Origin of the sequence: Pseudomonas sp. PvP089 (assembly GCF_017875165.1) — a bacterium.
Classification (GTDB): domain Bacteria; phylum Pseudomonadota; class Gammaproteobacteria; order Pseudomonadales; family Pseudomonadaceae; genus Aquipseudomonas; species Aquipseudomonas fortuita.
Window position 1 is genome coordinate 6,198,381 of sequence record NZ_JAGGME010000001.1, and the last position, 24,379, is coordinate 6,222,759.

Here is a 24,379-nt window from a genome sequence, read left to right on the forward strand (position 1 = left end):
GCCCTCCGGACTGGGTCAGGCACGAAAATGCCAGTCGATGGAAGCCATCAACATCAGGTAGCGAAGGGCAGCGCCGGAGTGATGGTTGTGCTCCTGAGCAGTAGGCTTGGCACCTGGCAAACGCAGCATCACTCGAATGCCTATGTGACTGTTCTGGCTGCTTCGATTCTCCGGGACTTGTTCAATGAACCTCAAACGAGGTTTTCCCAGAACCGTGCGCCAACGACTTTTGGTTTGCCTGGGCGTGCGTTCATCGTAAATGATGAACTCAATATCAGCCCAAGGGACGTCCAGCTCAGATAACAGCCACAGGTCCTCACGAGCACTCTGATCATCCCTTCCGGGGTAGAAGCGCAGTGTCGTCTCGCTCGCCCAGCAGCGTTCCACGAAATCGTCCAGCACTCGACCAGCTTTGGCTTTATGCCGGCTGCTTAGCAGGCGATAGAGCTGATCCGCATAGGCCACCAACCCGGCCAAACCTCCGTGTTTAGGCGGTCTTGGGACAAGCTCAATTCTATGATCAGAGTCAGAAATTGCTGGGCTCTGCAGGCGATGCTTGCCGAGGTGGCTAATGTACCTCGCCCGTTCCAACATGGCCGACCGATCAGCTTCGGTAAACTCAACCCAGTCCATGTTGACCGACTGCCCCGATGCCTCCGCGTATGCCTCATAGGAGAGCATGGATGAGATTTCATTCATTCTCGTCAATGCCCATCCACCGTCACTCCTCTGATGGGAAATCAGCGGACGCTTAATTTTTCCTTGGTTGCTGCGCCTATAGACCCGCATGCGGCCGATGATTCTCCGCATGTGCCGAATCTCTGCAGGCAGGCCAGGTGCAGGTAGGTCGTCCGGCTTGTTTGGCAAACTGACCTGGGCAATTTTCGCAATGACATGGCCAGGCGGCCAAAATTCAGGATTCCACTGCCAGCACAGCGCTGATAACCATGGCATGCAATGGATGTAGTAGAGCAAGGATGTTTTGGGACTCGCATGCCCGAGCACAGCGCTGGTGATATGGATCACACGTCGAGTTGCGGACTCCGGGGAGTGAAGAAAGGCTCGTTTGAACCGTTCTGTGTCCAGCAGCCATTTCATGGTTTGCGGATGCTCACCGAACAGCAACCCAGCCTCCTGACTAATACCGAATGCTGACGCGGCTAACTTAAACGTCAGCCAAGTCGCGGCCGAATGCCTCAGGTGGTGATAGTGCATATCGCTGCACCCAGTCACCCGGCGTAGTGCGTCATGAATAGCTGGCATCAGTGTTGACTCAGATACCCATCGAGTCTGGAATTCCGGGATACAGAACAAGAATTCCGAATATGGACTCTTCAGCTCTTCGTCATCGCGTAGCTGGGCCAGGCGCTCAATGAGCTGCAACTCATCTGGCTCAAGCAACACGTGAAGTTGCAGCATCCGTGTCGAGTTGCGTGTTTTTAACGCGCGCTGAGCATGTGGTCGAATAAGCAAGTTGATCGGTCGCTCAAGAACAGTTAATCGCTCAGGCGATAGCCGCTTGAGGTTCTGATGTCGACGCCTTACTGCAGCGGCTCGCGCATCAGGCAGCGAAGGCAATTGCAGGTCTCGACGCAGCAATTTCAGCGCCTCATTGCGGCGCAATCCCAGACGAAATCCGAAGATCATCATGGCTTGAGCAACGATGGCGAGACGTGGTGAGCGCTGGCTCAAAGGGCCTGTGGCTAAGTCCCGGAGGACCAGGCGATATTGGTCCTCATTGAGGATCTGAGCATCGACGAACTGAGGTGTTTTCCCAATGCCCAGCGTGCTATAGGGGCTGATTGGCGGATACGCAAAAGTTTTCTGCAGGTGACCATGGAACTCCAACAATCCCTTAGCGAGATTCCTCCTCATAGACGAGGTGGGCTGAGCCTCTAGCATCAGCTCATAGAGCTCCTCAAGCGCATCCGGTGAAACTTCCAAGATCGAGTCGGCACATAGCAGATTGTCCAAACCTACACCGACATCCCGAACATAGTTGGCAACTGTTTTGGGCTGTAACATGTTGCCGTAAAACGAGCGGCCGTGAAGCAGGAGTGCCGCCCAGCCATTGATCAAAGCTTCAAGCGTCTGAGGTGGAGGTATATTCTCGACTGGTGAAATTTGCCGCTTGCGGACTTTTCGGCACAATACAGTCAACCATTCGGGAACATTTTGTCGGGGTCTGCGAAACCGGTGCTTTTTCCGTTTCTGCTTCTCTTCGCTACTTGGTACCGGTGCATTCCTGTTCAAATGCAGCCAAGAGTCCGACAAAACAGAATGCGACACAAAGTTTGATCTTGTAGCATAATTTATTGACAACTGTGGCAACTGTGTTTGACGCTCAATACGCAGCAACTCAAACACTCGCTCTAGAGAGGCTGGCTGGTTATCAGGGCAAATTTCTCCTTTGGCCAGCGCCGCTTGAATACACCTTAACTTCCCGCCCTTTCGATCCAAGTAAGACCGGCTCTCGGCTAGATCTGCAGCGCAGCGCGACAGAAGCGAGAGCGTTATTGGGTCTGGAAACCACTGCCGGTTCTCAGCCTCAGGTTGACCTCGGATTGAGAGTTGCAACCGGAACTCTGGTATTCCGGATATCCAAATGACCTGCCCAGGATCAAGCTGAGTCAGCGCGTTCAGTTGGGGAATGTCCATCAGAGCGCCATAATAGGCAGCACTCAGTAGAAGCAGCCCAATCCGCGCATGGGGTGTGAGTTCATCTAGATCACGCCTGATGGCGCGCCTCATCGAATCAACCAAGTCTTGACTGGCCGACAGATTCTCTGGGTTGTACAGGTCTGGGTTAATCGGATTAGGGCGGCGCTGCGTTTCGATCGCTTTCCGAGCCAGCGGCAAGCTCGGATTAAAACGCTGTGCCCGACGCGTCACATCTAGCAGTGTGTTGCGCAATGTCGAGCTTTCGAGCTGATTCTCGAGATTTTGCATTTCCTTGATGGGAAAGGTACGCAGCGAACGCTGTCCGCAGAGCCATTCACCGATGCTGTTGCCGGAGTTTTGGCAGCGCTCCCGGAGTGTTATCAGATATCCGCTTTTCCACTCTGGATCATGTTTATCCGGGCTCCAGACAACAGACAGCATTTCATCCGAAAGTCGTGAGCTATTCATGCATCAGCCTCCACAACCAGGTGGCTGTTGCGAACCGTCCAACCGAGCTCCCGCATGAGTGACAACAAGTAGGTATGAAGGCCCTGGACATAGGTACGCGGACAAAAGCTCGAGTAAATATCTTGTGGTTCTTCGCCGCTCAGCCAATGGCCCATCAGAGCCGAAAGTGTCTCAGGCGGACATCCGCGCTCGGCGAGCTCAGTTCTCAAGAACTTACGGAAGCCATTTACTGCATGAGGTGTGAAACCCTCAATCTGGCGCATTACAGCTTTGATATGGAGCGGCCGAATTTCCTCGTAGCAAAGACAACCATCATCGGTTAAGCGCAGGAAAAATCCGTTGGTAGGAGCCGGTGCATGTAACTCGAGTTGTGCGGTAATTGCTCTGCAGTGAGCCTTATAGGCTTTTAACTGTCGTTTTAGCAGGTCAGTTAACACTACTAGGCGACTCATATGTCCATCATCTGAGCCTTTGTCCCCCAGCGCGCCGTGTCCCCCAGGCGATATAAATTCGTCCTCCTGCTTCAACGGGTCGCGAATAGCTCGACATCCGGTCGCCATAAAGAACATTTGAACCGTCCACAGCGAAAAGCAGTTATGCCAATGAACAAGCTGCTGAAGATTTTTTCGAGGGCGTTTACGCAGCACTACCAGCAACGCCTCGAGATTAGCCTTTACCGTATCCAGTCTAAGGCAGTTTCGGGCACCAACAGCCGCCTCCGGAACGGCGGGCATTGGGGCACTCGGAGCCTCCAGCCCCACGGTGGCATAAACCCCATTTAAAACCTTCTGAACTGACTGGTGATAAAGGCCTCGTAAATAGTTAATGCTGTACTGGCTGTAATACAGTGGTGTGTTGGCCGATAGACAAGGCATCCCCGATAGCATGGTGGCTGCAACCACATCGTGAGAGTCTGTGATGATTTGGCGATGTAGGTAGGAGCGCACTTTGTGCATCGTGTAGCGAGGATCTTCGCCCCCAAGCTCGCTCAACAAAGTGCGGATTTCACGTTCTAGGTCTTTGACCTTGCAGGTGATAACGACAGAGCCATTCACCGGCGACAGGTCCCTGATTGCCATAACTAGCGCAGTTGCCCCAACCATGTCCGGTACCGATATTGTTGGCTGAGATGCTCGAACGGCCTTTCGAGGCAAGTGCTCTTCCGCTGCATAGTCCGGTGTAGGTGCAAAAAATCTGAACTCCGCCGGCCCTGCCTCATCAGCCAAAACCAACTCCAGCACCGAGCTCGGGCGCGCATTGCGCTCAGCTATCCGTAGTTTTTTGCAGTCCTCAAGTGAACGACCGAACCAGAGCATGAGATGAAGTACCAGCAATGCCTCCAAGCGCCTCCGATTCTTTATCTGCTCTTGGGCAGGAGCATTACGAATTCGCTCCCGACAGAGCAAAAATTCATCAGTGACACCAAATAGTAGGTTTGCTAGTTCATACTGCGTGAGCAGGTTGTAGCCAAACGGTAAAAACTGCCGACTGCGAGCAATATGAGCAAGCATACCCTCATGGCTGAGCAATTCAGCTACATATGGTCTGACTTCACCTCTTGTATCGATCAAACATATTTCACTTGCAGCAGTTCTTTCGCCCAGCGGCAGTGCTTCATCTAAATTATCATCTAGCGGTTGAGACGCCACGAAACTTATATATCCAGGGAGCAAATCTGGGTCGTCTGGATCCTCGAGGGGGAACTCGGTTGCCCCTTGGCTAATCAGTACACCTAGGCCTGCGCTATTTGAACCGCCATGCTGACGATGGCCACCTCCACCGTGACGTTCTGGCGGTTCCTCACCACCGAGGTAGCGGACGAGACGAACTATTGGCGGGTAGTACTCTGCTAGGTAATCGATTGAACTGCCGGCGTCGAATTGGCGGCAACCCTGCGCAAATACAGCAGAGCTGGACCATATATTAAGATCATCTGGTATAGACAGTATCTGCAGTGCGCAGAGTGCTCGGAGTTCAAGGTAAGCGCTGTATCTCTGCCCGCGCAGTCCCAGATCATCTGCCCGTTGCTGATAGGCTACAAGAAGTTGACCAATGAGACGGTAGTAATCCAGCTGGCTTTCTGAATCCGCAGGCTCATGCCACAGCGTCGCGTAGGGGAAGGCGTGATCCTGTACGCCCTTACCGATGACCGGATTGCGCGTACGCCGCTCATCTCCCTGGTAAAACATGGGGCCCAAAGCCGCAATAAAATCAGGATTGTTTCGGATTGAAATAATCCAGCAGCACTCGTCCCGCCAGGCTCTGAGATCGTGCGCACCTAGGCTGAGCTCTGGCGCTACGTCCATGGCATCAAGCGCATTAACAAACCCCTGCATGACTCGGGGGAAATCAATTAGCTGCGAATGAACATCTAGATACCTCAGCATCTCCACTATCACACCAACATCACGCCCAGCATCTGCAGCCAACGCTAGCAGCTGTGCATGCCGTGAGTCAGGGCTGATGTGTGGCTGGTCCATACTCTTCGAATGATTGGATGTATCTGGCATTTATGGGCTCTCACTTTTTGGATTACTACCTGATAGTGAAATTCCCAAGGCCACTGGTTTTGGGGGTAGAGCTACGCGCCAGGCAATTTTATTTTTGAGTTGTTCGAAATTCCGCGCATGCGCGGAAAAATCGTCATATCGATACATCCAATATGCCCAAGGCCATTCTAAAGTGGCGCTACGAGACAGACCTGCTGGCCTACTAGCTAATCTTGACTGGACGGCTGAGATCAGAGTCATGCGGCCCGCTCATTCAAAAATCCGCGCATGCGCGGATTTTGGTATTGGTCGCACCGGCCCAGGTGCTACAAACAATGCCTCGCTATGCAGCTTGGTAAGCCAGGGGTATTCAAAGTCGCACTCTGAATACAAGGCCACGCAAATAATTGCCTGGTCGCCTCATGTATTAGGAGAGAGTACGATGAATGACTGGAAAGCATGCGTTGGGAAAATGAGCGATCGGGAGGTGGCCAGGCGCTTTGGGCTGGGCGCCAGCACCGTTCGACGATATCGCCAATTAAATAACATTCTTGGGTTCTGCCCCGAAGACACCGAGCTGTCACCTGATTTGATTGTGCAACTGGCGACGGAAACCAATTACCGACTGGCAAAAAGATTTGGTGTTTCCATCAACCGAATCAAGCGTGCGAGAGCGGAGCTGAAGATCCCAGAGTCAAAGATCAGTCGTGAGCGTTTCAAACCACTGGAGGACATTTGGACCAGCGAAGCCATAGCTCTACTGGGGATGATGCCGGATACAGAAGTCGCTGACCGTTTAGGCGTCAGTAATTTTCCGGTCAAAAAAATGCGTAGGGAGCTTGGAATACAAGCGTACAAGCGATCGTTGCCCGAAATGACACCCGAAATTATCTCGGAGTTCGGGGGCCTTTCCGACGCCGAGATCGCCCGCCGGCTCAGCGTGTCGGTGAGCTATATCCGCAGGGCGCGGATAAATATGGAGAAGGGCAGCCAGCAATAGATGCAGGTCCGACTCTGATAGAGGGATAGGCAGCCAAACGGAGTGTCTGGCTGCTTCTTACCAGCTCATGTTGTCTCCAGCGCTGCGCGCATCCATTTCGGCATTCTGCAGGCCACTATTTTGCTCAGGTCTTCAGGGCTGAGAGCTTTTTTTATTACAGCAACACACTCCGGCGTAGTACCACCTTTGCCGAGATAAAACAGAGCGCTGATGGTCATCCCCACTTTGGTTCCTGCGCACTGCATCACCATCGGAGCGGCATGCACGAGCCTGATCTCGGCCTTCCCCACGAATAGAGATCGACTGGAGCCGCTCGTGTAATAGATCGGGATGACCGGCATCTGTGTACTCAGCCCGAAACGTCTCACGGCATCAGCGCCGTGGATCTGCAGCTTCCAACGGTTCTGCCTGGCAATCAGATTCACCAAGTCCCAAGGCCCAGGACGATGAACCCGACCAGTGTACTGACTGTATTTCGGCCGCATGTAGATGCCACGATACACACGCTCAAGCTCGCCACGGCGAACAAGGTGGGCGACTGCCTTGGAGATGGCCGAGCTCGAACCAAGCCCTGCAAGACACCTGATGCTGAAAGGCCTCCCCTTGCGCAGAAACTTAACCCGCTGCGTGACGAGGTGAGACACCGGCGGCTCAGAATGAGGGCGGGACATTGCTATCGTGTCGACTCCAGCGACGAGCAGAGCAACGGCTGGTGGAAGGCGATTACCCGCCGTCGGTATTCATCTTCAAGCGCTTCGTTTACCAGACATTCCTCAAGGCGCCCCAGCGAGAAAATTTGATCGGCAGATGGATAGTGCCTGAGCAGGCTTTTCGCATAGCTGCGGATATCCTGCGGTAACCCCGAATGACGGGAGAGTTCACGCAGGAACTCCTCTGTTTTGAGGATGGCGCGTGTTCTTTCGTAAGGGAGGGTCAATCTCGTTATCTCCTGGTCATGAACTCAAAGCCCCGGGTAGCTGGCTCACCATCGTCCACCACACTGCGAATAGTTCAGCGCTGCGGCCATTGGGAGATTCAATACGGCCCAATCCTGATCAGCACCTGCGATCAGGATCGCGCTCCGTCTCGGCCTCCTGTTGTTCCATCCACTTGGCCAGGCCCCACAGCGTGGTTCCCAGCGCCAGCAGGAGCCAAAGCAACCATTGAGGAACTTGATATTGGGCGCTTAGCCAGAGACCTGCCCCACCGCAAAGCATCACCACGAAAAACCATCTCATCAGCGTGCGCTCCCGATTACTTACGAGACACACGGTAACTCGATGTTCCGCTGCGCTAACGTAGATGCCGCAAATTTCGTCAGCTCCCAGATTAGGAAATGAGGGTTCATTTGACTATTTCGGCGAAGGTGTTCCTGTGATCCAAGGCGCTCGGCAAATTCCGGTGGATGCAAAACTGGGGCGAGCGCTGGACTCCCGTCGCCCTGTAAACCGAGCAGTAAGTGGTGAATTTCCCTGTGTCGCTGTCTGACCGGAATGCTGTGCGCAGGCAGTCAACCAGCCCCGACCATACTTTCCAGCGCAACCGGAAACAGCCGAGCGCTCCTGGTCGCGTCATCAGACCGGAATCTGGCGAGCGCGAGATCGCGGCTCGGCCATGGTGCGACTCAATTGACCGGAGTTTCGTGAGCGCCCCGACCTGCAGAGCTTTCAGCTGAGCGGCATCCTGAGTGCGGGCAGTCACCCAGCCCCGACCATACGCTCCAGCGCAACCGGAAACAGCCGAGCGCTCTTGGTCGCGTCATCAGACCGGAATCTGGCGAGCGCGAGATCGCGGCTCGGCCATGGTGCGACTCAATTGACCGGAGTTTCGTGAGCGCCCCGACCTGCAGAGCTTTCAGCTGAGCGGCATCCTGAGTGCGGGCAGTCACCCAGCCCCGACCATACGCTCCAGCGCAACCGGAAACAGCCGAGCGCTCTTGGTCGCGTCATCAGACCGGAATCTGGCGAGCGCGAGATCGCGGCTCGGCCATGGTGCGACTCAATTGACCGGAGTTTCGTGAGCGCCCCGACCTGCAGAGCTTTCAGCTGAGCGGCATCCTGAGTGCGGGCAATCACCCAGCCCCGACCATACGCTCCAGCGCAACCGGAAAAGCCGAGCGCTCCTGGTCGCGTCATCAGACCGGAATCTGGCGAGCGCGAGATCGGCTCGGCCATGGTGCAACTCAATTGACCGGAGTTTCGTGAGCGCCCCGACCTGCAGAGCTTTCAGCTGAGCGGCATCATGAGTGCGGGCAGTCACCCAGCCCCGACCATACGCTCCAGCGCAACCGGAAACAGCCGAGCGCTCCTGGTCGCGTCATCAGACCGGAATCTGGCGAGCGCGAGATCGGCTCGGCCATGGTGCAACTCAACTGACCGGAAATCCGTGAGCATCCCGGCCTCCGGCGCTTTAAGTCGACCGGAATCGTGAATCGCCCTTAGTCTCGTCGAGGAGGTGGAAAGGCTCGCTGCAGACCAACGCTGAAAACCGGCCGCCTAAAGCGATCAACGTTGGCAATTTCAGAGAAGGAATATCTGAAGATTGTGGTTTAAGGGTAGGCGGTCTCAGGATTACAGGGCTATTGAGCCCACCGCCAGCCGCTCTATACAGGGATCTTTCGAGCCCACTGCTCGATAGCGCGCTCAACTTGTTCCTTTGGCAGGTACTCCTGCTCAAGACGTCCTCGTTCTTGCACCAGCAGATACCGATAGAAGTCCGCTTCGTCAGCCAGCAAACCAGGTGGGGCCGAATCCAGAGCTTTGGTCGGCTCGACGACTGCGCTCACCGGTGAGTGTTGCTCGAACAGCTCCCGTTCCATCAATAGTGCTTCGACCGTAGGTTGATGAAGTCTCGCTCGCGCCAACATAAGCAAGCCCCAAGTATCCATATCGCCCCAGTAAGCGATATGTTTACCGGCCAGGTGCGCGGACGCTAGCCACTGCAAATCGAGTCCTGAGCCCAGCACAGCCAGGGTGTCCGGTAAGTTCTCAGGCAGCAAGTGAATGCATTGCTCATTTTCCACCACGAGCAATCGCGAACCGGGAAGTGGGGTTTCGGCCAGTTCCGCAGTGGTGAGTCTGAGCCGCTTGAAGGGCAACAGTTCAGGCTGAAGGGGAACGACCAGAACCCAGTGGCTGCTTTCTTCAAAGGCATCCAGAAAAGTCGTCAGGCCTTGCTCGGATGCCGCGCCTCCGAAGCGCTCGTCGAGGAGCCAGGTCAGCAAACTGGCGTTGCGCTCGAAAAACTTGGTGTCGACGCCGTGCTCGGCAAGCAGGCGCAGCGGACGGCCTCGGGCACAGCCTGGCGACAACCGGGTGGCGAGTCGCGCCGTGGCGACGACTTCTTCAGACGGCTTCGTCAACCACAAGCTCCGTTGTGCTACCAGCAGCGCATGAAAGGCACTGTCTACCTGCTCAACCAGATACTCGAGTTGAGCGTATTCCTGGCTGACCGCTGGATCATTGGTCGCGGCAATCCATTCGGAGGGGCTACGCAAGTGCCAACGCATCGGCAAGGAAATGGGGGACAGCCCTGCTCGGTAGCTGACGGGCTCCCAGTCGACTTTACCCACGTTCACGCTCCGCCAGTTCTCCACATGCCGGAGTACCGCCTGGATGTTGTCAGTGAATAGACGTGCCGAAGGCTTGCCGATGTTGAGGCTTTGCGGCCAGCTAGCGGGATTGAGCAAGCGTTCCAAGCGTACGCTGGAGCGCTGCCATTGTCTGGCCAGGCTGCGACTGATGTCAGTGGGCGACTTCATGCATGGCCTTGATGCGCTGTTGATGATGCTCATCCAAAGCTTCCCAGCTCAGGGAAACCAGACTGGATTCCATGCCGCGCCGATGAACGACGACTGCCGAACGCGTATGGTGGCGCAACAGGCGCATTTCCTTGTTGGGCGTGATGAAGACAGCATGCAGGCCGAATTCCCTCAGCGCTGCGATGATCCGACCGGCAACCGCATGGGAGCTGCGCGAGAACGCCTCGTCGAGCACGATGGTGCCGAACAACGGCCGGCTGCTGCCGTCGGGACAGAGCGCATAGCTGAGGGAAGCGGTCAGCACATAGGAGGCGATGATCTCTTTCTCGCCACCACTACCCCCCTGAGAACCTGTTCGGGTTTCGATGACACTCCTGCTTTCGCGATCGATCACCGAGACCGCGAACTCCAGGCGGAAGCGCGGATCCAGCAGCGCCTTGGCGCCCTGATTCCTGCTGTGCTCGCAGGCATCTTTGAGCAGTCCAACGAGCTCCTGTAATGCCTTGTAATGGCTCTCGCCTTCATCATCGATGAAACGCGCCGAGTTCAGTTGGCGCTGAGCCTGTTGCAAGGTGCGCAGGCTTGCATGGATGACCTTTGTCGCAACCAAGCGCAGATAGCGCCCGGGCTGAAAGTCAACACGCTGCATCGTACTGTTCAGGTCATCCAGACGCTCCTCGATCACCGAGACTTCATGGTCGATATAGCTAAGTAGCTGGGTGACGCCGTCATCCGAGGAACGATCGAGGTATTCCAGGAAGCGCTTGAGTTTCTCGGGCAGGGCTTCCTCGGTCAGCACGCGTAGACGCTCCAGATACTTGGGTACGTCCACCAGCTCTCGCCCAACTTCTGCAAGCGCCCCGGTGTCTACCTTCAGGGCGTCGGACATCCGTTTGGTAAGCTCGGATTTCTGATCGCCTAGTTTTTCGCCGAGTGTTTTGAGCTGCCCTTGCAGCTCATGCGTATGCTTGCGCTCCAGCTCGACAATATCGCCGAGGTCATCAGCACTCAGGGTCGGGAAGTGCGCTAGCGCCAACTCACGTTGCGTATCGCTCAGCCACTTTTCGGCGCCGCGATAAGCCTTACGGGTAGCGGATGCGGCCTGCTCGAACTGAATTTTCAACTGACCGCACTGCTCGATAAGTTGTTGCCTCTGTCGATCCAGAGAGTCCAGCAATGCCTCAGCTTCATCCAGCTCAGCCTTGATAAGGGCGAGGTCAGAGTCGGGACGTGTCAGGGTGTCCAGCTGAGCACGCAGCGACTCCAGCTGACGCTCGGCGCCCGGCAGATCAATCTCCTCGAACTGCAGTTCTTCGACGCGCTGCAGCAGCGAAGCTTGATCCTCCAACTTGCGGACATCGCCCTGGGCAGCATCCAAGGCCAGCTTGGCAGGCGCGAGCTGTTCATTGACCTCGCGAATTTGTTCAGTCAGGAAGGCCAGACGGTCGAGGTTATCGAAGCCGGTCAGCCAGTCTTCATCGAGGCGCTTCTGGTCCTGCTTGTCGAAGAAGCGTTCTTTACCCGACATCAGCCCCTGAGCCGTCATGGCGTGCGGGGTATGACGCAATTGCTCCGTGCTCTCCACGCAATGTCGGTCGTTGTCCGCCAGTAGCGCCTTTACCGCTTCGCGGTACGGATGCTCCTTGAAGGTCAGCTTGCGGGTATAACCATCGTCGAAGAACACAGGGCGCGACGACGGTTCCTTGACCTCCAACAAGCGCACATGCAAGCGGTTGTGTCGTTGGTTCACCCAACGCAGTGCAGCCTCGGACGCACCCTGCGGCACCAGGATACGCAGGCGGTGGCTGCCGATTGCCCGCTCGATGGCCCCCCGCCAGGCCAGCTCCTCGGGCTTGACCTGCACCAGCTCGGCAACGAAAGGCAGGGCCGATTCATCGACGCCAAGCATCTGCGCCAGCTCCCCTCGAAAAGCATGAAAATGCCCAGGCAGGTTCGAGCCTGGCCGTCGTTCGACCTCGGCACGCTCCTGCTGCAAGCTCTGCAGGCGGCCATCGAGTTCTTTCTGGACAATGCCTGTATCGAACGCCTTTTGCCGTGCCTCAGTAATTTGCTCGGCCAGTACTTCCAGGCGTGCCGTGATCTGCTGCTGATTTTCCTCGAGCGCAGCGGCTGATAACTCCTCCACGAGTCCTAGCCCTTTGGCCAAACGCTGGTACTGCTCGGCTTTCAGGCGCCGTTTATCAAACTCCCGAACCCAATCCGCGATGCGCGCGCGCAATAGATCTATCTCTGCACCGCCTACTCGCAGGTAGCGCTGACGATGCTGATCGACCACGCCCTTCTGGATATCAAACTGTCCCCTGCATTGCTCCTGATTCAGTTCGGCCTGTTTTTGCGCCTTCTCAAGCCTGTTGGTTTCAGCCAACCACAGGCGATACCCCTGTTCGGCGAACCAGACCGGGAGGATGCCTTCGAGCGCTTGTTTATCCTGCAACTGTTCTTGCAAGGCCCTATAACGTTCCCAGCCATCGGCGACAGGTTGCAACGAGCGCTGCTGCTTTCTAGCGGTTTCCAGTTCTCGGTGGATGTCAGTTAGATCATCGAAGCTGCTGGCGACCTCGGCAGCCCGCTCGAAGGCGGAGCGGTCATCCAGTACCAGCTCTCGAAAGATCTCATCAATACTGTTGAGCTGCTTCAGGCCGGCAGCGCGGTTGAGCAAGGTGAAAGCGTTTTCACCGACCTCGAAGTAATCCCTCAGCCTGGCCAAGAAAGCTTTCTTGCTGGGATAAGGCCAGATACCCGTCCCATCCTTCTCCATCTGACGCAGCGCCCGCATGCCACCTGCGTGATGCTGGCTGAGCCAATGCTCCAGCGTCTGCTCGGGGGACTCGCTTAAAAGCCAAAGTTTTTTCAGATCGGACGCCGAGGAGCTTGTGCCCTCGAACCAGAGCACAGCACCCAGTCGAACCTGCGTACCATCACGCTCGAGCGTGGCGGCAATGGCGGTGACCGTCTTACCCTGGCGAGCGATATGAGATTGCTCCACACCCCCGTCCCCTGGGCCGGTTACTCCCCGCACATAGGACACCAGATCCCGGTCACTTTCATGTCCACCCGTGGAGGCCAGGTTGTAGCGCGGATTGGCGCACAGCAAGGTCATCAGTGCGTCCACCAGCGTCGTTTTACCGCTACCCGTTGGGCCGATCACGGCGGTGCCTGAGGGATCGATCTCGGCACGGTGATAGCCCTGAAAGCCGCCCCAGTTATAGAGTTCGATGCTGCTGAGAATGAAGGTCTCGCTGTCACGCCAGAGTAGTGCTTGCTTCACGCCTCATCCTCCTCAGCACCAGCAACCGGCGTAGCCGCGCCTTCCACCTGCTCGCGCAGCCAAGCCACGAGTGCCTGCAGGTTTTCTGGGTTGGCCAAGTGGGTAATGATGGGGCGGATGATGACTCGATCATGAGCATCCAGAGCCGACACCAGACCATGCCCCTTGAGCTGGTCCAGCAGCGTGATGACGCGATTGCGCTCCTTCGCCTCACTGCCCAGCTCGCCCAGGTAAACCTGCAATTGCGGAATCAGCTCATCTACAGCTACCAGTGCCTGAGTGGCGCCCGTACCGCTTTCCTGTTCGTAGGCGATGAAATGCTGGCGCAGAATGGCGATCAGCAGGTACTGCTCCAGGTTCAGCCTTTGCCTGCGCACAAGGGGGTGCGACCAGTCATCCTGCTCGGCCACCTCACCCTGACGAACGGTGACGAACACCAGCCCGCGAACCTCGTCGACCCCCATGGCCAGGTCGAGGGGTTCCAGGATTGTGTCGACCGCCTCGATATTGGCAAGCGCCGAGCGATACAGATTGGGCTTGTGACTTTCTTCCAGCAGCCCGTACTTGAGCATTTCCTGTACGGCCTCACGTACCCGTTGCGGCGTCCGGCGCTCATCGACCTGAACAGCGGCGCTCATAAGAGGCTGTTCATCATCCATGCCGTCATCCAACGCTATGGGCTCCACCGTCAGCTCCGTTTCGTCGGTGCCAGAGGCGCCTGCTATTCGATCGAAGATCCCTGCCATGCTCACAACTCCCAATCGATGTCCTTGAGTGCCTCGTGGTCGAGTCCGACATAAGGCAGATTGAAGCGCCAGCGTTGCTCATCCTCGTCAACTAGCTCCACGAGCTGACGCTCCTCTTTCAGCACCTCAATACCTGCCTCGCGTGCCATCGCCAACCAGAGCGCAAAGGTTTCTAGGTCGTGAGCAGGTGGAAGCAAAGACGCAAGCTCCCCGAGGCTCACTGGGTGCGGATTCCACGCCATTCGGACACTCAGCCCACGCTGATCCGGACACCTGTTCCACGCTCATTCGGACAGGCAGTCGGAGCGCAGCGACGCAGGGGTGGCATTGTTAGTCCGGGTTGGCTGGCGTCGTCAATTTCTGCGTCCGTTTGCGCATTGATTCACCCTTCAGATTGATCCGATAAGCGTTGTGCACCAGGCGGTCGAGGATGGCATCGGCCAGGGTCGGATCGCCGATCAGTTCGTGCCAGTTGTCCACCGGCATCTGGCTGGTGACGATGGTCGAGCGCTGGCCGTAACGGTCGTCCAGTAGCTCCAGCATGTCGCGCCGTTGCTCGCCGGTGAACGGGGCCAGGCCCCAGTCGTCGAGGATCAGCAGGTCGGTCTTGGCGTAGCTGCTCATCAGCTTGGCGAAGCGGCCGTCGCCATGGGCCAGACCCAGTTCTTCCAGCAAACGTGGCAGGCGCAGGTAGCGCACGCTGTAGCCCTCCCGGCAGGCCTGGTGGGCCAGGGCGCAGGCCAGCCAGGTTTTACCGACACCGGTGGGGCCGCCGATGATCAGGTTGAGGCCGTCGCGCAGCCACTGACCACTGCTCAGTTGCAGGATCAGCGCCTTATCCAGTCCGCGCGGGCTGCGGTAGTCGATGTCTTCGAGGCAGGCGTTGTGCTTGAGCCGGGCCTGGCGCAGGCGGCTGCTCAGGCGCTTGTCATCGCGTTCGGTCAGCTCGCGGTCGACCAGCAGGCCGAGGCGTTCTTCGAAGCTCAGGCTGTCGATGTCCGGGGTTTTCAGTTGTTCATTCAGCGCCTTGAGCATGCCGTGCAGGCGCAGGGTTTGCAGCTTGTCCAGGGTCGGATGGGGCAGCATGGTGGGATTCCTTGGGGTCAGTGGTAGTAGGCGGATCCGCGCAGGTTGGCGTGGTCGTCCGGTAGTAGCGGCAGGTTGGTTTGAGCTAGCGGCAGGTTTTCCAGCCCCTGGCGCAGGATCGATTCGAGGCTCTTGTAGCTGCACGTGCCGAGGCTGATGGCGCGACGGCAGGCCAACTCCAGACGCGCCTCACCGTGGGTTTTACCCAGGCGCAGGATGCCCAGGCAGGCCCGGTAGCCCTGCTGCGGATGGATGCGCCGTTCGAGGATGTGCCGGATCACGCCGGCGGTGTTCGGCCCGGTCTGCTCGGCCCAGCGGATCAGCCGTTGCGGCGTCCACTCGGCATGCTCGCGATGGCTCTTGGGCATGTGCTCGGCCTGCGTGCTGTGCCTGCCCTTGTGCATTGAGCGCAGGTGGCTGGCCACTCGCTGGTTGGCGTGGAAAAACTCGACGGTGCGCGCCGTCAGGCGCACCTCCAGCTGCTTCTTCACCAGTTGATACGGCACCGAGTAGTAATGCCCATCGACCTCGACGTGGTAGTCGATGTGCACCCGCGCCTTCTTCCACTCGGCGTAGACGTAGGGTTGCTCCGGCAGGGGGCGCAGCGCCGGACGATCCAGGCTGTCGAAGGCCGACTGCCGGGAGCCCGGCAGCTTCTTGAACGGGCGTTGGTTGAGCCGCTCCAGCAGCCCGGCGATGGCCGTGTTGAGTTCATCCAGGGAGAAGAACTGCCGATTCCTCAGTGCGGCGAGGATCCAACGCTCGACCACCTGCACGCCGACTTCGGCCTTGGCCTTGTCGCGCGGTTTGCGTGCCCGCGCCGGCACCACCGCCACGCCATAGTGCTCGGCCAGATCGCGGTAGCTCGGGTTGATGTCCGGCTCGTAGCGGTGACTCTTGCTCACCGCGCTGCGCAGGTTGTCCGGCACCACGATCTCCGGCACGCCGCCGAGGAAGGCGAAGCAGCGGGCATGGGAGCCTAGCCAGTCCGGCAGCTGCTGCGACCAGGTGGCTTCGGCGAAGGTGTAGCTGGACGCGCCGAGCACCGCGACGAACACCTGCGCCTGGCGGATCTCGCCGCTGTGGCGATCGATAACCGGCACCGTCTGGCCGGCATAGTCGACGAACAGCTTCTCGCCGACGCGGTGCTCCTGACGCATCACCACGTCCAACTTGCCCTGCCAGGCTCGGTAGTGCTCACAGAACCAGCTGTACTGAAAGCCCTGAGGCTGGCTCAGGCGGTACTCCTGCCAGAGCAGCGCCAGGGTCACCCCGGGGCGGCGCAGTTCGGCATGCACCCATGCCCAATCGGGTAAAGGCCGCTTCTCACTGGCAACCGCCGGGGCCGGCGGGAACAGTTGCTGCTCCAACTCGGCATCGGACAACGAACAGGGCCAGGTGAGGCCGCTGGCGGCAAAACGGCAGAGGTAATCACCGGCACTGCTGTGGCCAATGCCCAGGCTGCGGGCGATCTTGCGCACGGACAGGCCGCAGTCGAACTTGAGGCGTAACACCTCTCGGATTTTACGCATGGATAAACGCTCCACAACGACCTCTCTGCTTCGAAAAAGAGATCGATGGTAGTGAATAAATCCTGCGTGGCTGCCTGCCAGAAAAGTGTCCGGATGACCGTGGAGTCGGTGTCCGGATGCTCGTGGAATGAGTGTCCGGATCAGCGTGGAATCACTGTCCGGATGCGCGTGGAATGGGTGTCCGAGTCAGCGTGGAATCCGCACACTGGGCGCCCCTGCTCCGCCAGCACAGCTAGGGTGTCCTGAATCAGCGCTTCACGATCCAGCCCGTCGAAGGCATCCCAGAAGTCATCATCAATCTGCTCCAACCCCGCTGGCTTCAAACTCAGATCCAGCTCGCCCGTATCATCGTCATCCAGGGTCTTGAAGCGGAGACGCTCGATTGCCGGGATACCGGTAATGGCTACGCCAACCGGTGGTAAACATGCAGGCTTACGGCGTTCTGACTGGCGTTGCCAGTCGACGCTGAGCGCTAGATTGAAGAAGTCGTTGAGTAACTGTCCGACGCGATGATGCTCGGCGGCCAGCCCCGTCTTCATGAAGCCACGAACATCGCGCTCGCTTCGGGCGCGCGCTTGGAGCACAGCCTGCGACTCCCGAACCAGGCGTAACGCCAGCCAACGTAGCTCACGTTGCTGGGGAGGATTCAGTGCCTTTGGAACCGCTGGATGACGAAGGATGGTGCGCAAGCGCTCACGCATGGTTTCCAGCTCAGCGGACTGCCTCAGTTGCTGCTGGAAGCTTTCGAAGACACGCCCCTCGGGAGTGTTGAGTAGAGCATCTTGCCCGTCCAACAACCGATCGACGATTTCTCCACGGTGAGACTGCTCGCTGATGATCGAGTGTCGAAGGGCGCGATCCGCCTCGCGCCAAGAGTCTTCAACTCGTCGAAAGTCCGCGCGTAGGCTGGTGGCCAGGTTATATACCTCGCGTATGCCCTCTATCGCCTGCGCTTCATCAAGCACGATGACGTTGCCAGCCTCTACCTGCGCTAGCTCGTGCTCCAAATCCTGGATTCGGCGGCGCAGGCTGGCAATACGGCCAGTTGGGCTGGGGTTCAGACCCGTTTCCAGGTTTTCGATCTCACGCTGAACCACCGAAAGGCGAGATGCCGTCGAAGTCATGATCCGACTATCCAGCGAATCGACGAACTGGATGGCTGACTCCAGCGCGTCGGTTGCATAGATACGGCCCTCTCGCTCTACGACGAGGCGCCGCTTGATCCATTCACGAAGTTCACGACCTGCTTGGAGATGCGTTGCATCTGGGTCGATTTCGTAAAGCTCCTGGCTGGCATAAGCAGCCAGCATTTCGGACAGCGCTTGCAGCGCATCCTCCATGGGGATCCCATCATGCGCCCGCTCGAATAGCGTGCGCAGGCAGCCCAATACGAGCGGAGCACGCCGCGAGGCGAGCAAAAGCCACGCTGGGTGCTGGCTGCGGGCGGATAGATAGCGTTCTGAGCGCTGCTGCGCGCTTTCTTCCATGACGGCCACATTGACTAGGGTTTTCTGAGCACGAGCTTACCAAGCGAACCCGCTGCCTCATGATACGTATTTGTCCTGGAGCGTGGCCCCATTTAATAGCCGGCAGGGGCTGCGTCATTCCGAATAGAGTGAGTGAAAGGCCAGCCCAGTCGAGGTTTCGCGATTTATTCCTTGGGCGCACGCTGGATATCGGCGATTTGGCGGAGGGATCTGTCTTAACCTAGGTGTATTTGGCTAGTTCGGCGAAGAGGTTCCAGTGAGCGGATGTGGTGGTTCAGTGGTTTTTGCGGGACTGCCACTGGTATCCTGCGGCAATCCAGCGCAGCCATGGTGGCTATAGAGCACAGTCTCGATGTCCTGTCTGTGGAATAGCTGGATGTGGCATGGAAATATTTGTTTTCCCTGCGGTATTCCGTCGTTTCCTACTCCAAAAGAGCGGCGTCAGTTTAAAACTCAAGTGAGCTTTCACTGGCTTGGTTGCTGTGCCGTAGGCTGGGGCGTTGTCAATCCGGGGAACAGGTAGGGCCTGTTGTTCTGGCCGGTACACGTCCTGGTGCTACGGCTACGTGAAGAGCTATCACGCAATCTGAGCGCATTCACCTGAAAGACACTGCTGGCTCAGCCAGTGCCAAGCCGCTCAGACCTTGACGAGGCGCGTATCCAGGCCGAAGCGCTCTTGGCTGATCATTCGATACCTGCCCTCGGCCAGCTCGCGACTGACAAGCAAGTTCCAAGAGTGACGAGTGACGGCGGATGGGATCAGTACGAAAGGATGCTCGGCCAGCAGGGCGTCTGCAAACTTCTGCTGGTTAGGTGAAGCGGATGCACTCGTCAGCCAGACAGGATTGGGAACATCTTCAGGCTGTACGACCTTGATAAGGCTTTGATCGAGCACTTCGAAGCATGTGAGCACATGCGCAACCGTATCCAACGCATCGAAGCCGACATGCACCGCCACCTCCAGGATGGCGGTTGAGGGATCTGCCGATGCGTATACAACGTTTCGCCCCGGAGCGTTCCAGCGGCCACCCAGCTTGTGGGCACCAATGCCACTGTCCCAGGTGTCCTTGTAGAGCTCACGGTCGATGCGCCATGCGTACCATGAGCCAGACCAGGGAAGTGGGTTCACTGATAGACCCCGTACTCGATGCGCTCCAGATAGTCCTCGACTGCCTGAAAACCCACTGGGTTGTCGATAACGTCCAGCGGCACGTCACCGTCCAGATACTTGCAAGGGCGCCCTAGCCATTCTTCGGCCAGCTTTTGAGTGCCGAATACATTGATCGCGTGCTCCAGCACCTTCGCGTACTGAAATGCCACGGCGCTTTGTTGGGAGTTGAGGTGTGCTGGTTGCTTGTTGCCCTGGCGCTGAATCGTTCTGATGGACTTGCCTACAATGCGACTCATGATCTTCTTCGTCGAATACAGATCAGAAATCGCAAGCATGTCTTGCACGTCTTTCAGGTCGAAGCCTTTGACCGTAAGCCTGTAGACCATGACCGGACTGAGCTGGTCAGAGTCACTTTGGAAAAGGTATTCCGTTGGCCTACGGGCGGCGGGTGCTGCCTTGCGAGTGCGAGTGTCGGCGGAAACCATAGAGCATTCCTCCAGATGCGACATATGGCACTATTGTAGCGTCATTTGGCACATCATGCAGCGGGTAAGTGCCTGGCATCTGGTATCGCTCTGTTCGTGGTCTGAATCGATTGTGCGCATTCCTGACGCACCCATTCCGGGTGCTCGCGCAGTTGAGCTGCTTGGGCGAGTTTTCGCCCGCCGGCAGCAGTGGCTCGATCGGCGCGTTCGTTACCACTCTCTGAGCCTATCCTCTTTGCTATGCTGCCGGCCTGCGCCGCAGGACTTAGTTGGCAGCGGCCTGCCGCCGCCTCCCCTTGCGGACACCTCATCCAACCGGCTTCTGGAGTCGCGATGAAACATCATGTGGTGATCGAGGACTGGGAAGGCGATGGCGCTATTCGCCTGCCCGACGACGTTCTGCAGGAAATGGGAGTCGATGTTGGAAGCACGCTCTACCTGCTTGAGGAATATGTAGGCACCACCCGTTGCCTGGTGCTCAGTAAGACTCCGCGCATTCCCGATCGCGTTGATGAACTGGTTGGCCATTGGGAGTCGTTTGGCAAAATCTCTGCCGAGATAGACGCCAAGGAAGAGTGAGCTAACTGCCGCACTAATCCCGAGGCATTTTGCACGGCCTTGACACCTTCGAGGGTAAAGTCTTTCCACCAGAAAAGCATCGCTAACTTAAGGCCTGCGCACTCCTGAGTTGTCTATATGGAACAGCAGCAGCCGATGGCAACAGAACAAGCGGCAGGTGCTACTGATCGTGCTAATACCCACTGCGACCTATGACCATGCTGGGCTAAGTCGCTGCACGTAGGCCGCCAGCCGCTTGTCGAAACTCAGGTTCTGTGAGAAGGCGGCAGGACGAGCTAGGTGTCAAAATCGCTGGGACCAATTTCGTTTTTTGTGCCCTAGATAACCACCCCTAGATACCGCTAAGAGCTATAAACTGCAGGCAGCGAGATAAGGCCAAAGCCTTGCGGGACAGTACTTAATGGCATTTTTGAGCGCTTGCCGCCAACCAAAATTCCTGTACCGTATTGGCCTCCGAAGGAGGGGTCGTGGGTTCGAATCCCGCCGAGTGCGCCATATCAAAAAAGCCCTGTGCCTTGGCCCGGGGCTTTTTCGTTTGTGCGACATGTCGCGTTTCTGGTACTCCCGTGCCACGGGTCATTGGTGTTAGCGTGGGCGTCTTCCCGTTTTCTGACGGGTAACCCATGACAATGACTGGCGAAGGAATGCGCGCAACCATGCACCTGAAAAAACTCACCGCCACCTCCCTGCTGCTGGCCAGCATCGGCCTGTTCACCCAGCCGGCCCAGGCCAACCTCTCCCAACAGCAGTCCGCTGCCATCGTCAAAACCTTCGACGGCAGCAACCCAAGCGACTTCAGGCAGTTCCTCGACAAGCTCAAAGGCAGCGAGCAAGCCAAGGCCGCCGACCTTGAGGCAACCCTCGATGCCTACCTGGCCAACAAGCCATTGGCCGCCGAGCAACAAGACGAAATCAACCGCCTGCTCGGCCTGTATACCCGCATCAAGTATGGCAAGGCCGCTACCGAAACCCTGCGCGAGCTGGTAGCCATCCCCACCTTCAACATCGAGGGTACGCCGCAGTACGAGAACCCCGAGTTCCTCAAGATTGCCGACAAGATCAAGGCCCTGGCCGACAGCTTCGGCCTGGCCTTCCGCAACATCGACAACCGGGTGTACGAGATTTCGCTCGGCAGCGGCAAGGAAGTGATCGGTATACATGCCCATGCCGACGTTGTGCCGGTCAACCCGGACAACTGGAAGGTGGCCGACGGCACCCGCCTGGACCCGTTCAAAGTCACCCTGGTAGGCGACCGCATGTACGGTCGCGGCACCGAAGACGACAAGAACGGCATTGTGGTGGCAATGTACGCGTTGAAAGTGGCCAAGGACGAAAACCTGCCACTCGCCCGGCAATTCAAGCTGCTGATCGACACCACCGAAGAAACCAGCGGTGATGCCATCCCCTACTACTTCGAACGCAACCCTACCCCCGATTACAACCTGGCCCTGGACGGCGGCTACCCGGTGGTGATCGCCGAGAAAGGCTACGGCACGGTCATGGCCAGCTTCAGCAAGCGCCAGGCCAGCGGCAAAGGTGCTGAAATCGTCAACCTGACCGGCGGCCTGGCCACCAATCAGATCCCGACCACATCGGTAGCCACCCTGAACGCCGACAACCCTGCACAGCTGGCCAAACACCTGCAGCAGGCTGGTGCCAAATATGTGAAGCAGCATGGGGGCGACTTCAGCATCGACGCCAAGGCCGATGGCAAACAGGTACTGCTCACCGTGACCGGTGTTTCTGCCCACTCCTCGGAACCGGAGTCCGGGGTCAACCCGGTGGCGCGCATGCTCGACTTCATCAATGGCCTCGGCCAGCAGGTGCCGCTCAAGCACAACCACTTCACCGACGCCGCCCGCTACGCTGCTGACAACTGGGGCCTGGACTACCTGGGGAACAAACTGGGCGTGGCGTTCAAGGACGCGTTCATGGGCCCGCTGACTGCATCGCCGACCTTTGTAGGGGTGGATGACAAAGGCCTGAAACTGGCGGTGAACCTGCGCATTCCCAAGGGCAAGCCGATTGCCACGATCAAGGACGAGCTGGCTGGCAAGCTGGGCAACTGGACCCATAAGAGCCATATCTCGGTGGCATTCGACTACAGCCTGGATGAGCCGATGTACCGCAACCCCGAAGGCGAGTGGGTCAAGGCCCTGCTGGCTGTAGCCAGCGAGAACCTGGGCATGAAGCATGAGTTCGGTACCTCGGCCGGTGCAACCTCGGTGCACGACCTGCCCAACGGCGTGCAGTTCGGCCTTGCCATGCCGGATGTGAAATACACCGGGCACAACGACAATGAGTTCAAGACCGTGGAGCAGTTCATGCTGGACCTGCAGGTAGTGAGCGAAATGGTGGCGCGGATCGGGCAGATGCCGAAGCTTTGATAGGCAGGGCCGGCCTTCGCGGCTTTAGCCGCGAAGGCCGGCACAGGCGGACACCCATGACGTTTTTCAATCGACTCCATGCCGTTTCCTGCATTGCCGTGCAGAGCGCCGTGCCGGATGCTTTAGTTACTCCGAGACAGCGCTTTTTTCACCCGCAGAGGCCCGTATGAAGACCGTCGAACAAATCCTCAAGACCAAGTCCCAGCACCAGACCGTATACACCATCGGCCCGGATGACTCGGTGCTTGACGCCCTGAAAATGCTGGCGGAGAAAAACGTCGGTGCGTTACCCGTGGTCGAGGGCAACCAGGTGGTGGGTATCGTCAGTGAACGGGACTATGCGCGCAAACTGGTACTCAAGGGCCGCTCTTCCGCCGCCACCCCGGTGCGCGAAATCATGAGTGCACCCGTGGTCACCGTAGAGCCAAAGCAGAAGCTCGATTTCTGCATGAACCTGATGACCGACCGTCACCTGCGTCACCTGCCGGTGGTCGACAACGGCAAACTGCTCGGCCTGCTGTCCATCGGCGACCTGGTCAAGGAAACCATCACCGAACAGGCCAGCCTGATTCGGCAACTGGAGCAGTACATCCGCGGCGAATGACGCCCCTCAATGGTAGGCGCGCTCAAGCTCATCCAGTTGATGGTCGAAGCTGCGAAGGCGTGCCGACCAGGTGTACACCAGCACTTCCAGGTCACGGTTGACCACTGCAGTATTGCCATGGCCACTGCAGGTGGGCTCGCCCAGGTCCAGCTGGTAGCGTTCACGGGCCATGGCCTGGGCCACGCTGGACAGGTCGCGGGCATTGGCCAGCCAATGGTGATGGTGGTCATGGATTTCACGGTCGAGCACCCGGCACTGGCGCTTCAGGGCATCAAGGCTCTGCTCCAGCGGTGTCCCCTTGAGCTCGCCCATGACTTCTTCGAACGTGCGGCCGGAATGCCAGTAGCTGCCCCAGAAATAGCGGTCGAATACCGTCTCGACGCGGCGTAGCGCCACCTTGGTGTTCCAGATGGTCAGCAACGTTCGCCCCTGAATCACTTCGCGCTTGTTCAGGTGCAACTGTTGCCAGGCGATCCAGGTCAGCGCCACCAGTACCACCGCCACGGTGACAGCCGCAGCCGCATACAGGAAATGCACCGCCTGGTTCATCTGTTGCGTCTGCCTGATGCCATAGAAGTAACTGGCCGTCAGGGTGCCCAGGATCGTCACGGAGCACCAGAAGCCTGGTGCATAGGGATCTTTCATCGCGCTATCCCCTTATTGTTTTCCTGAGCATAGCAACGGCCAATCACTCG

General features: G+C 57.9%; 16 protein-coding genes and 2 pseudogenes. 4 read left to right on the top strand and 14 right to left on the bottom strand.

The window, feature by feature from the left end:
• Nucleotides 1-15: 15 nt before the first annotated feature.
• Entirely contained in the window at nt 16-3,129 is a 3,114-nt protein-coding gene (locus tag J3A71_RS28325; protein WP_209953574.1) for a hypothetical protein, read from the bottom strand.
• Nucleotides 3,126-5,516, bottom strand: a complete 2,391-nt coding sequence (locus tag J3A71_RS28330) for a site-specific integrase (RefSeq protein WP_197864442.1) — start codon at nt 5,514-5,516, stop codon at nt 3,126-3,128. Before J3A71_RS28330 ends, J3A71_RS28325 begins: the two co-directional genes overlap by 4 nt.
• Before the next feature lie 544 nt (nt 5,517-6,060).
• Here J3A71_RS28330 and J3A71_RS28335 point away from each other — a divergent pair.
• Nucleotides 6,061-6,618: a hypothetical protein gene (locus J3A71_RS28335; protein ID WP_197864441.1), complete on the top strand. Its 558-nt coding sequence runs from the start codon at nt 6,061-6,063 to the stop codon at nt 6,616-6,618.
• A 65-nt stretch (nt 6,619-6,683) separates the two neighbouring features.
• Here the strand turns inward: J3A71_RS28335 and J3A71_RS28340 are convergent, their stop codons facing one another.
• The 11 genes and pseudogenes from J3A71_RS28340 to J3A71_RS28390 form a co-directional block, all read right to left on the bottom strand.
• The gene (locus J3A71_RS28340; protein ID WP_209953576.1) at nt 6,684-7,289 is read right to left on the bottom strand and encodes a DUF6088 family protein; all 606 of its coding nucleotides are present in this window, start codon (nt 7,287-7,289) and stop codon (nt 6,684-6,686) included.
• A gap of 2 nt (nt 7,290-7,291) precedes the next feature.
• On the bottom strand, nt 7,292-7,555 hold the full coding sequence (locus J3A71_RS28345) for a BPSL0761 family protein (RefSeq protein ID WP_060499449.1): 264 nt from the start codon (nt 7,553-7,555) through the stop codon (nt 7,292-7,294).
• A gap of 1,665 nt (nt 7,556-9,220) precedes the next feature.
• Nucleotides 9,221-10,411 (bottom strand): Wadjet anti-phage system protein JetD domain-containing protein, encoded by a 1,191-nt coding sequence (locus J3A71_RS28350; protein ID WP_232107015.1) that lies wholly within the window; start codon nt 10,409-10,411, stop codon nt 9,221-9,223.
• Nucleotides 10,362-13,667, bottom strand: a complete 3,306-nt coding sequence (locus J3A71_RS28355) for an ATP-binding protein (RefSeq protein ID WP_209953578.1) — start codon at nt 13,665-13,667, stop codon at nt 10,362-10,364. Before J3A71_RS28355 ends, J3A71_RS28350 begins: the two co-directional genes overlap by 50 nt.
• Nucleotides 13,664-14,413 carry a DUF4194 domain-containing protein gene (locus J3A71_RS28360; protein ID WP_209953580.1) on the bottom strand — a complete coding sequence of 250 codons (750 nt, stop codon included), beginning with the start codon at nt 14,411-14,413 and terminating at the stop codon, nt 13,664-13,666. The genes J3A71_RS28355 and J3A71_RS28360 overlap by 4 nt, the downstream gene beginning before the upstream one ends.
• 2 nt (nt 14,414-14,415) lie before the next feature.
• Nucleotides 14,416-14,637: pseudogene (locus tag J3A71_RS28365) on the bottom strand (DUF3375 family protein); the annotation flags it as partial.
• A 106-nt stretch (nt 14,638-14,743) separates the two neighbouring features.
• Complete coding sequence (gene istB / locus J3A71_RS28370) at nt 14,744-15,499, bottom strand: IS21-like element ISPpu7 family helper ATPase IstB (RefSeq protein ID WP_019437637.1); 756 nt, start codon at nt 15,497-15,499, stop codon at nt 14,744-14,746.
• Between the two features lie 17 nt (nt 15,500-15,516).
• Nucleotides 15,517-17,031, bottom strand: a complete 1,515-nt coding sequence (gene istA, locus J3A71_RS28375) for an IS21-like element ISPpu7 family transposase (protein WP_019437638.1) — start codon at nt 17,029-17,031, stop codon at nt 15,517-15,519.
• Between the two features lie 203 nt (nt 17,032-17,234).
• Nucleotides 17,235-18,518: pseudogene (locus tag J3A71_RS28380) on the bottom strand (DUF3375 domain-containing protein); the annotation flags it as partial.
• 637 nt (nt 18,519-19,155) lie between these two features.
• Nucleotides 19,156-19,647 carry an RES family NAD+ phosphorylase gene (locus tag J3A71_RS28385; RefSeq protein WP_028239058.1) on the bottom strand — a complete coding sequence of 164 codons (492 nt, stop codon included), beginning with the start codon at nt 19,645-19,647 and terminating at the stop codon, nt 19,156-19,158.
• Nucleotides 19,644-20,114, bottom strand: a complete 471-nt coding sequence (locus tag J3A71_RS28390) for an antitoxin Xre/MbcA/ParS toxin-binding domain-containing protein (protein WP_028239057.1) — start codon at nt 20,112-20,114, stop codon at nt 19,644-19,646. Before J3A71_RS28390 ends, J3A71_RS28385 begins: the two co-directional genes overlap by 4 nt.
• Nucleotides 20,115-20,447: 333 nt before the next feature.
• Between J3A71_RS28390 and J3A71_RS28395 the strand changes: the two genes are divergently transcribed.
• The 3 genes from J3A71_RS28395 to J3A71_RS28405 all read left to right on the top strand — a co-directional run bounded on the left by J3A71_RS28395 (nt 20,448) and on the right by J3A71_RS28405 (nt 23,684).
• Nucleotides 20,448-20,693, top strand: coding sequence for a hypothetical protein (locus J3A71_RS28395; RefSeq protein WP_084166395.1), 246 nt, complete (start codon nt 20,448-20,450; stop codon nt 20,691-20,693).
• A 656-nt stretch (nt 20,694-21,349) separates the two neighbouring features.
• On the top strand, nt 21,350-23,080 hold the full coding sequence (locus J3A71_RS28400; RefSeq protein ID WP_209953583.1) for a dipeptidase: 1,731 nt from the start codon (nt 21,350-21,352) through the stop codon (nt 23,078-23,080).
• Nucleotides 23,081-23,246: 166 nt separating this feature from the next.
• Nucleotides 23,247-23,684, top strand: a complete 438-nt coding sequence (locus J3A71_RS28405; protein ID WP_016484359.1) for a CBS domain-containing protein — start codon at nt 23,247-23,249, stop codon at nt 23,682-23,684.
• A 6-nt stretch (nt 23,685-23,690) separates the two neighbouring features.
• Here the strand turns inward: J3A71_RS28405 and J3A71_RS28410 are convergent, their stop codons facing one another.
• Nucleotides 23,691-24,329: a hypothetical protein gene (locus J3A71_RS28410; RefSeq protein WP_023048232.1), complete on the bottom strand. Its 639-nt coding sequence runs from the start codon at nt 24,327-24,329 to the stop codon at nt 23,691-23,693.
• Between the last annotated feature and the right edge of the window lie 50 nt (nt 24,330-24,379).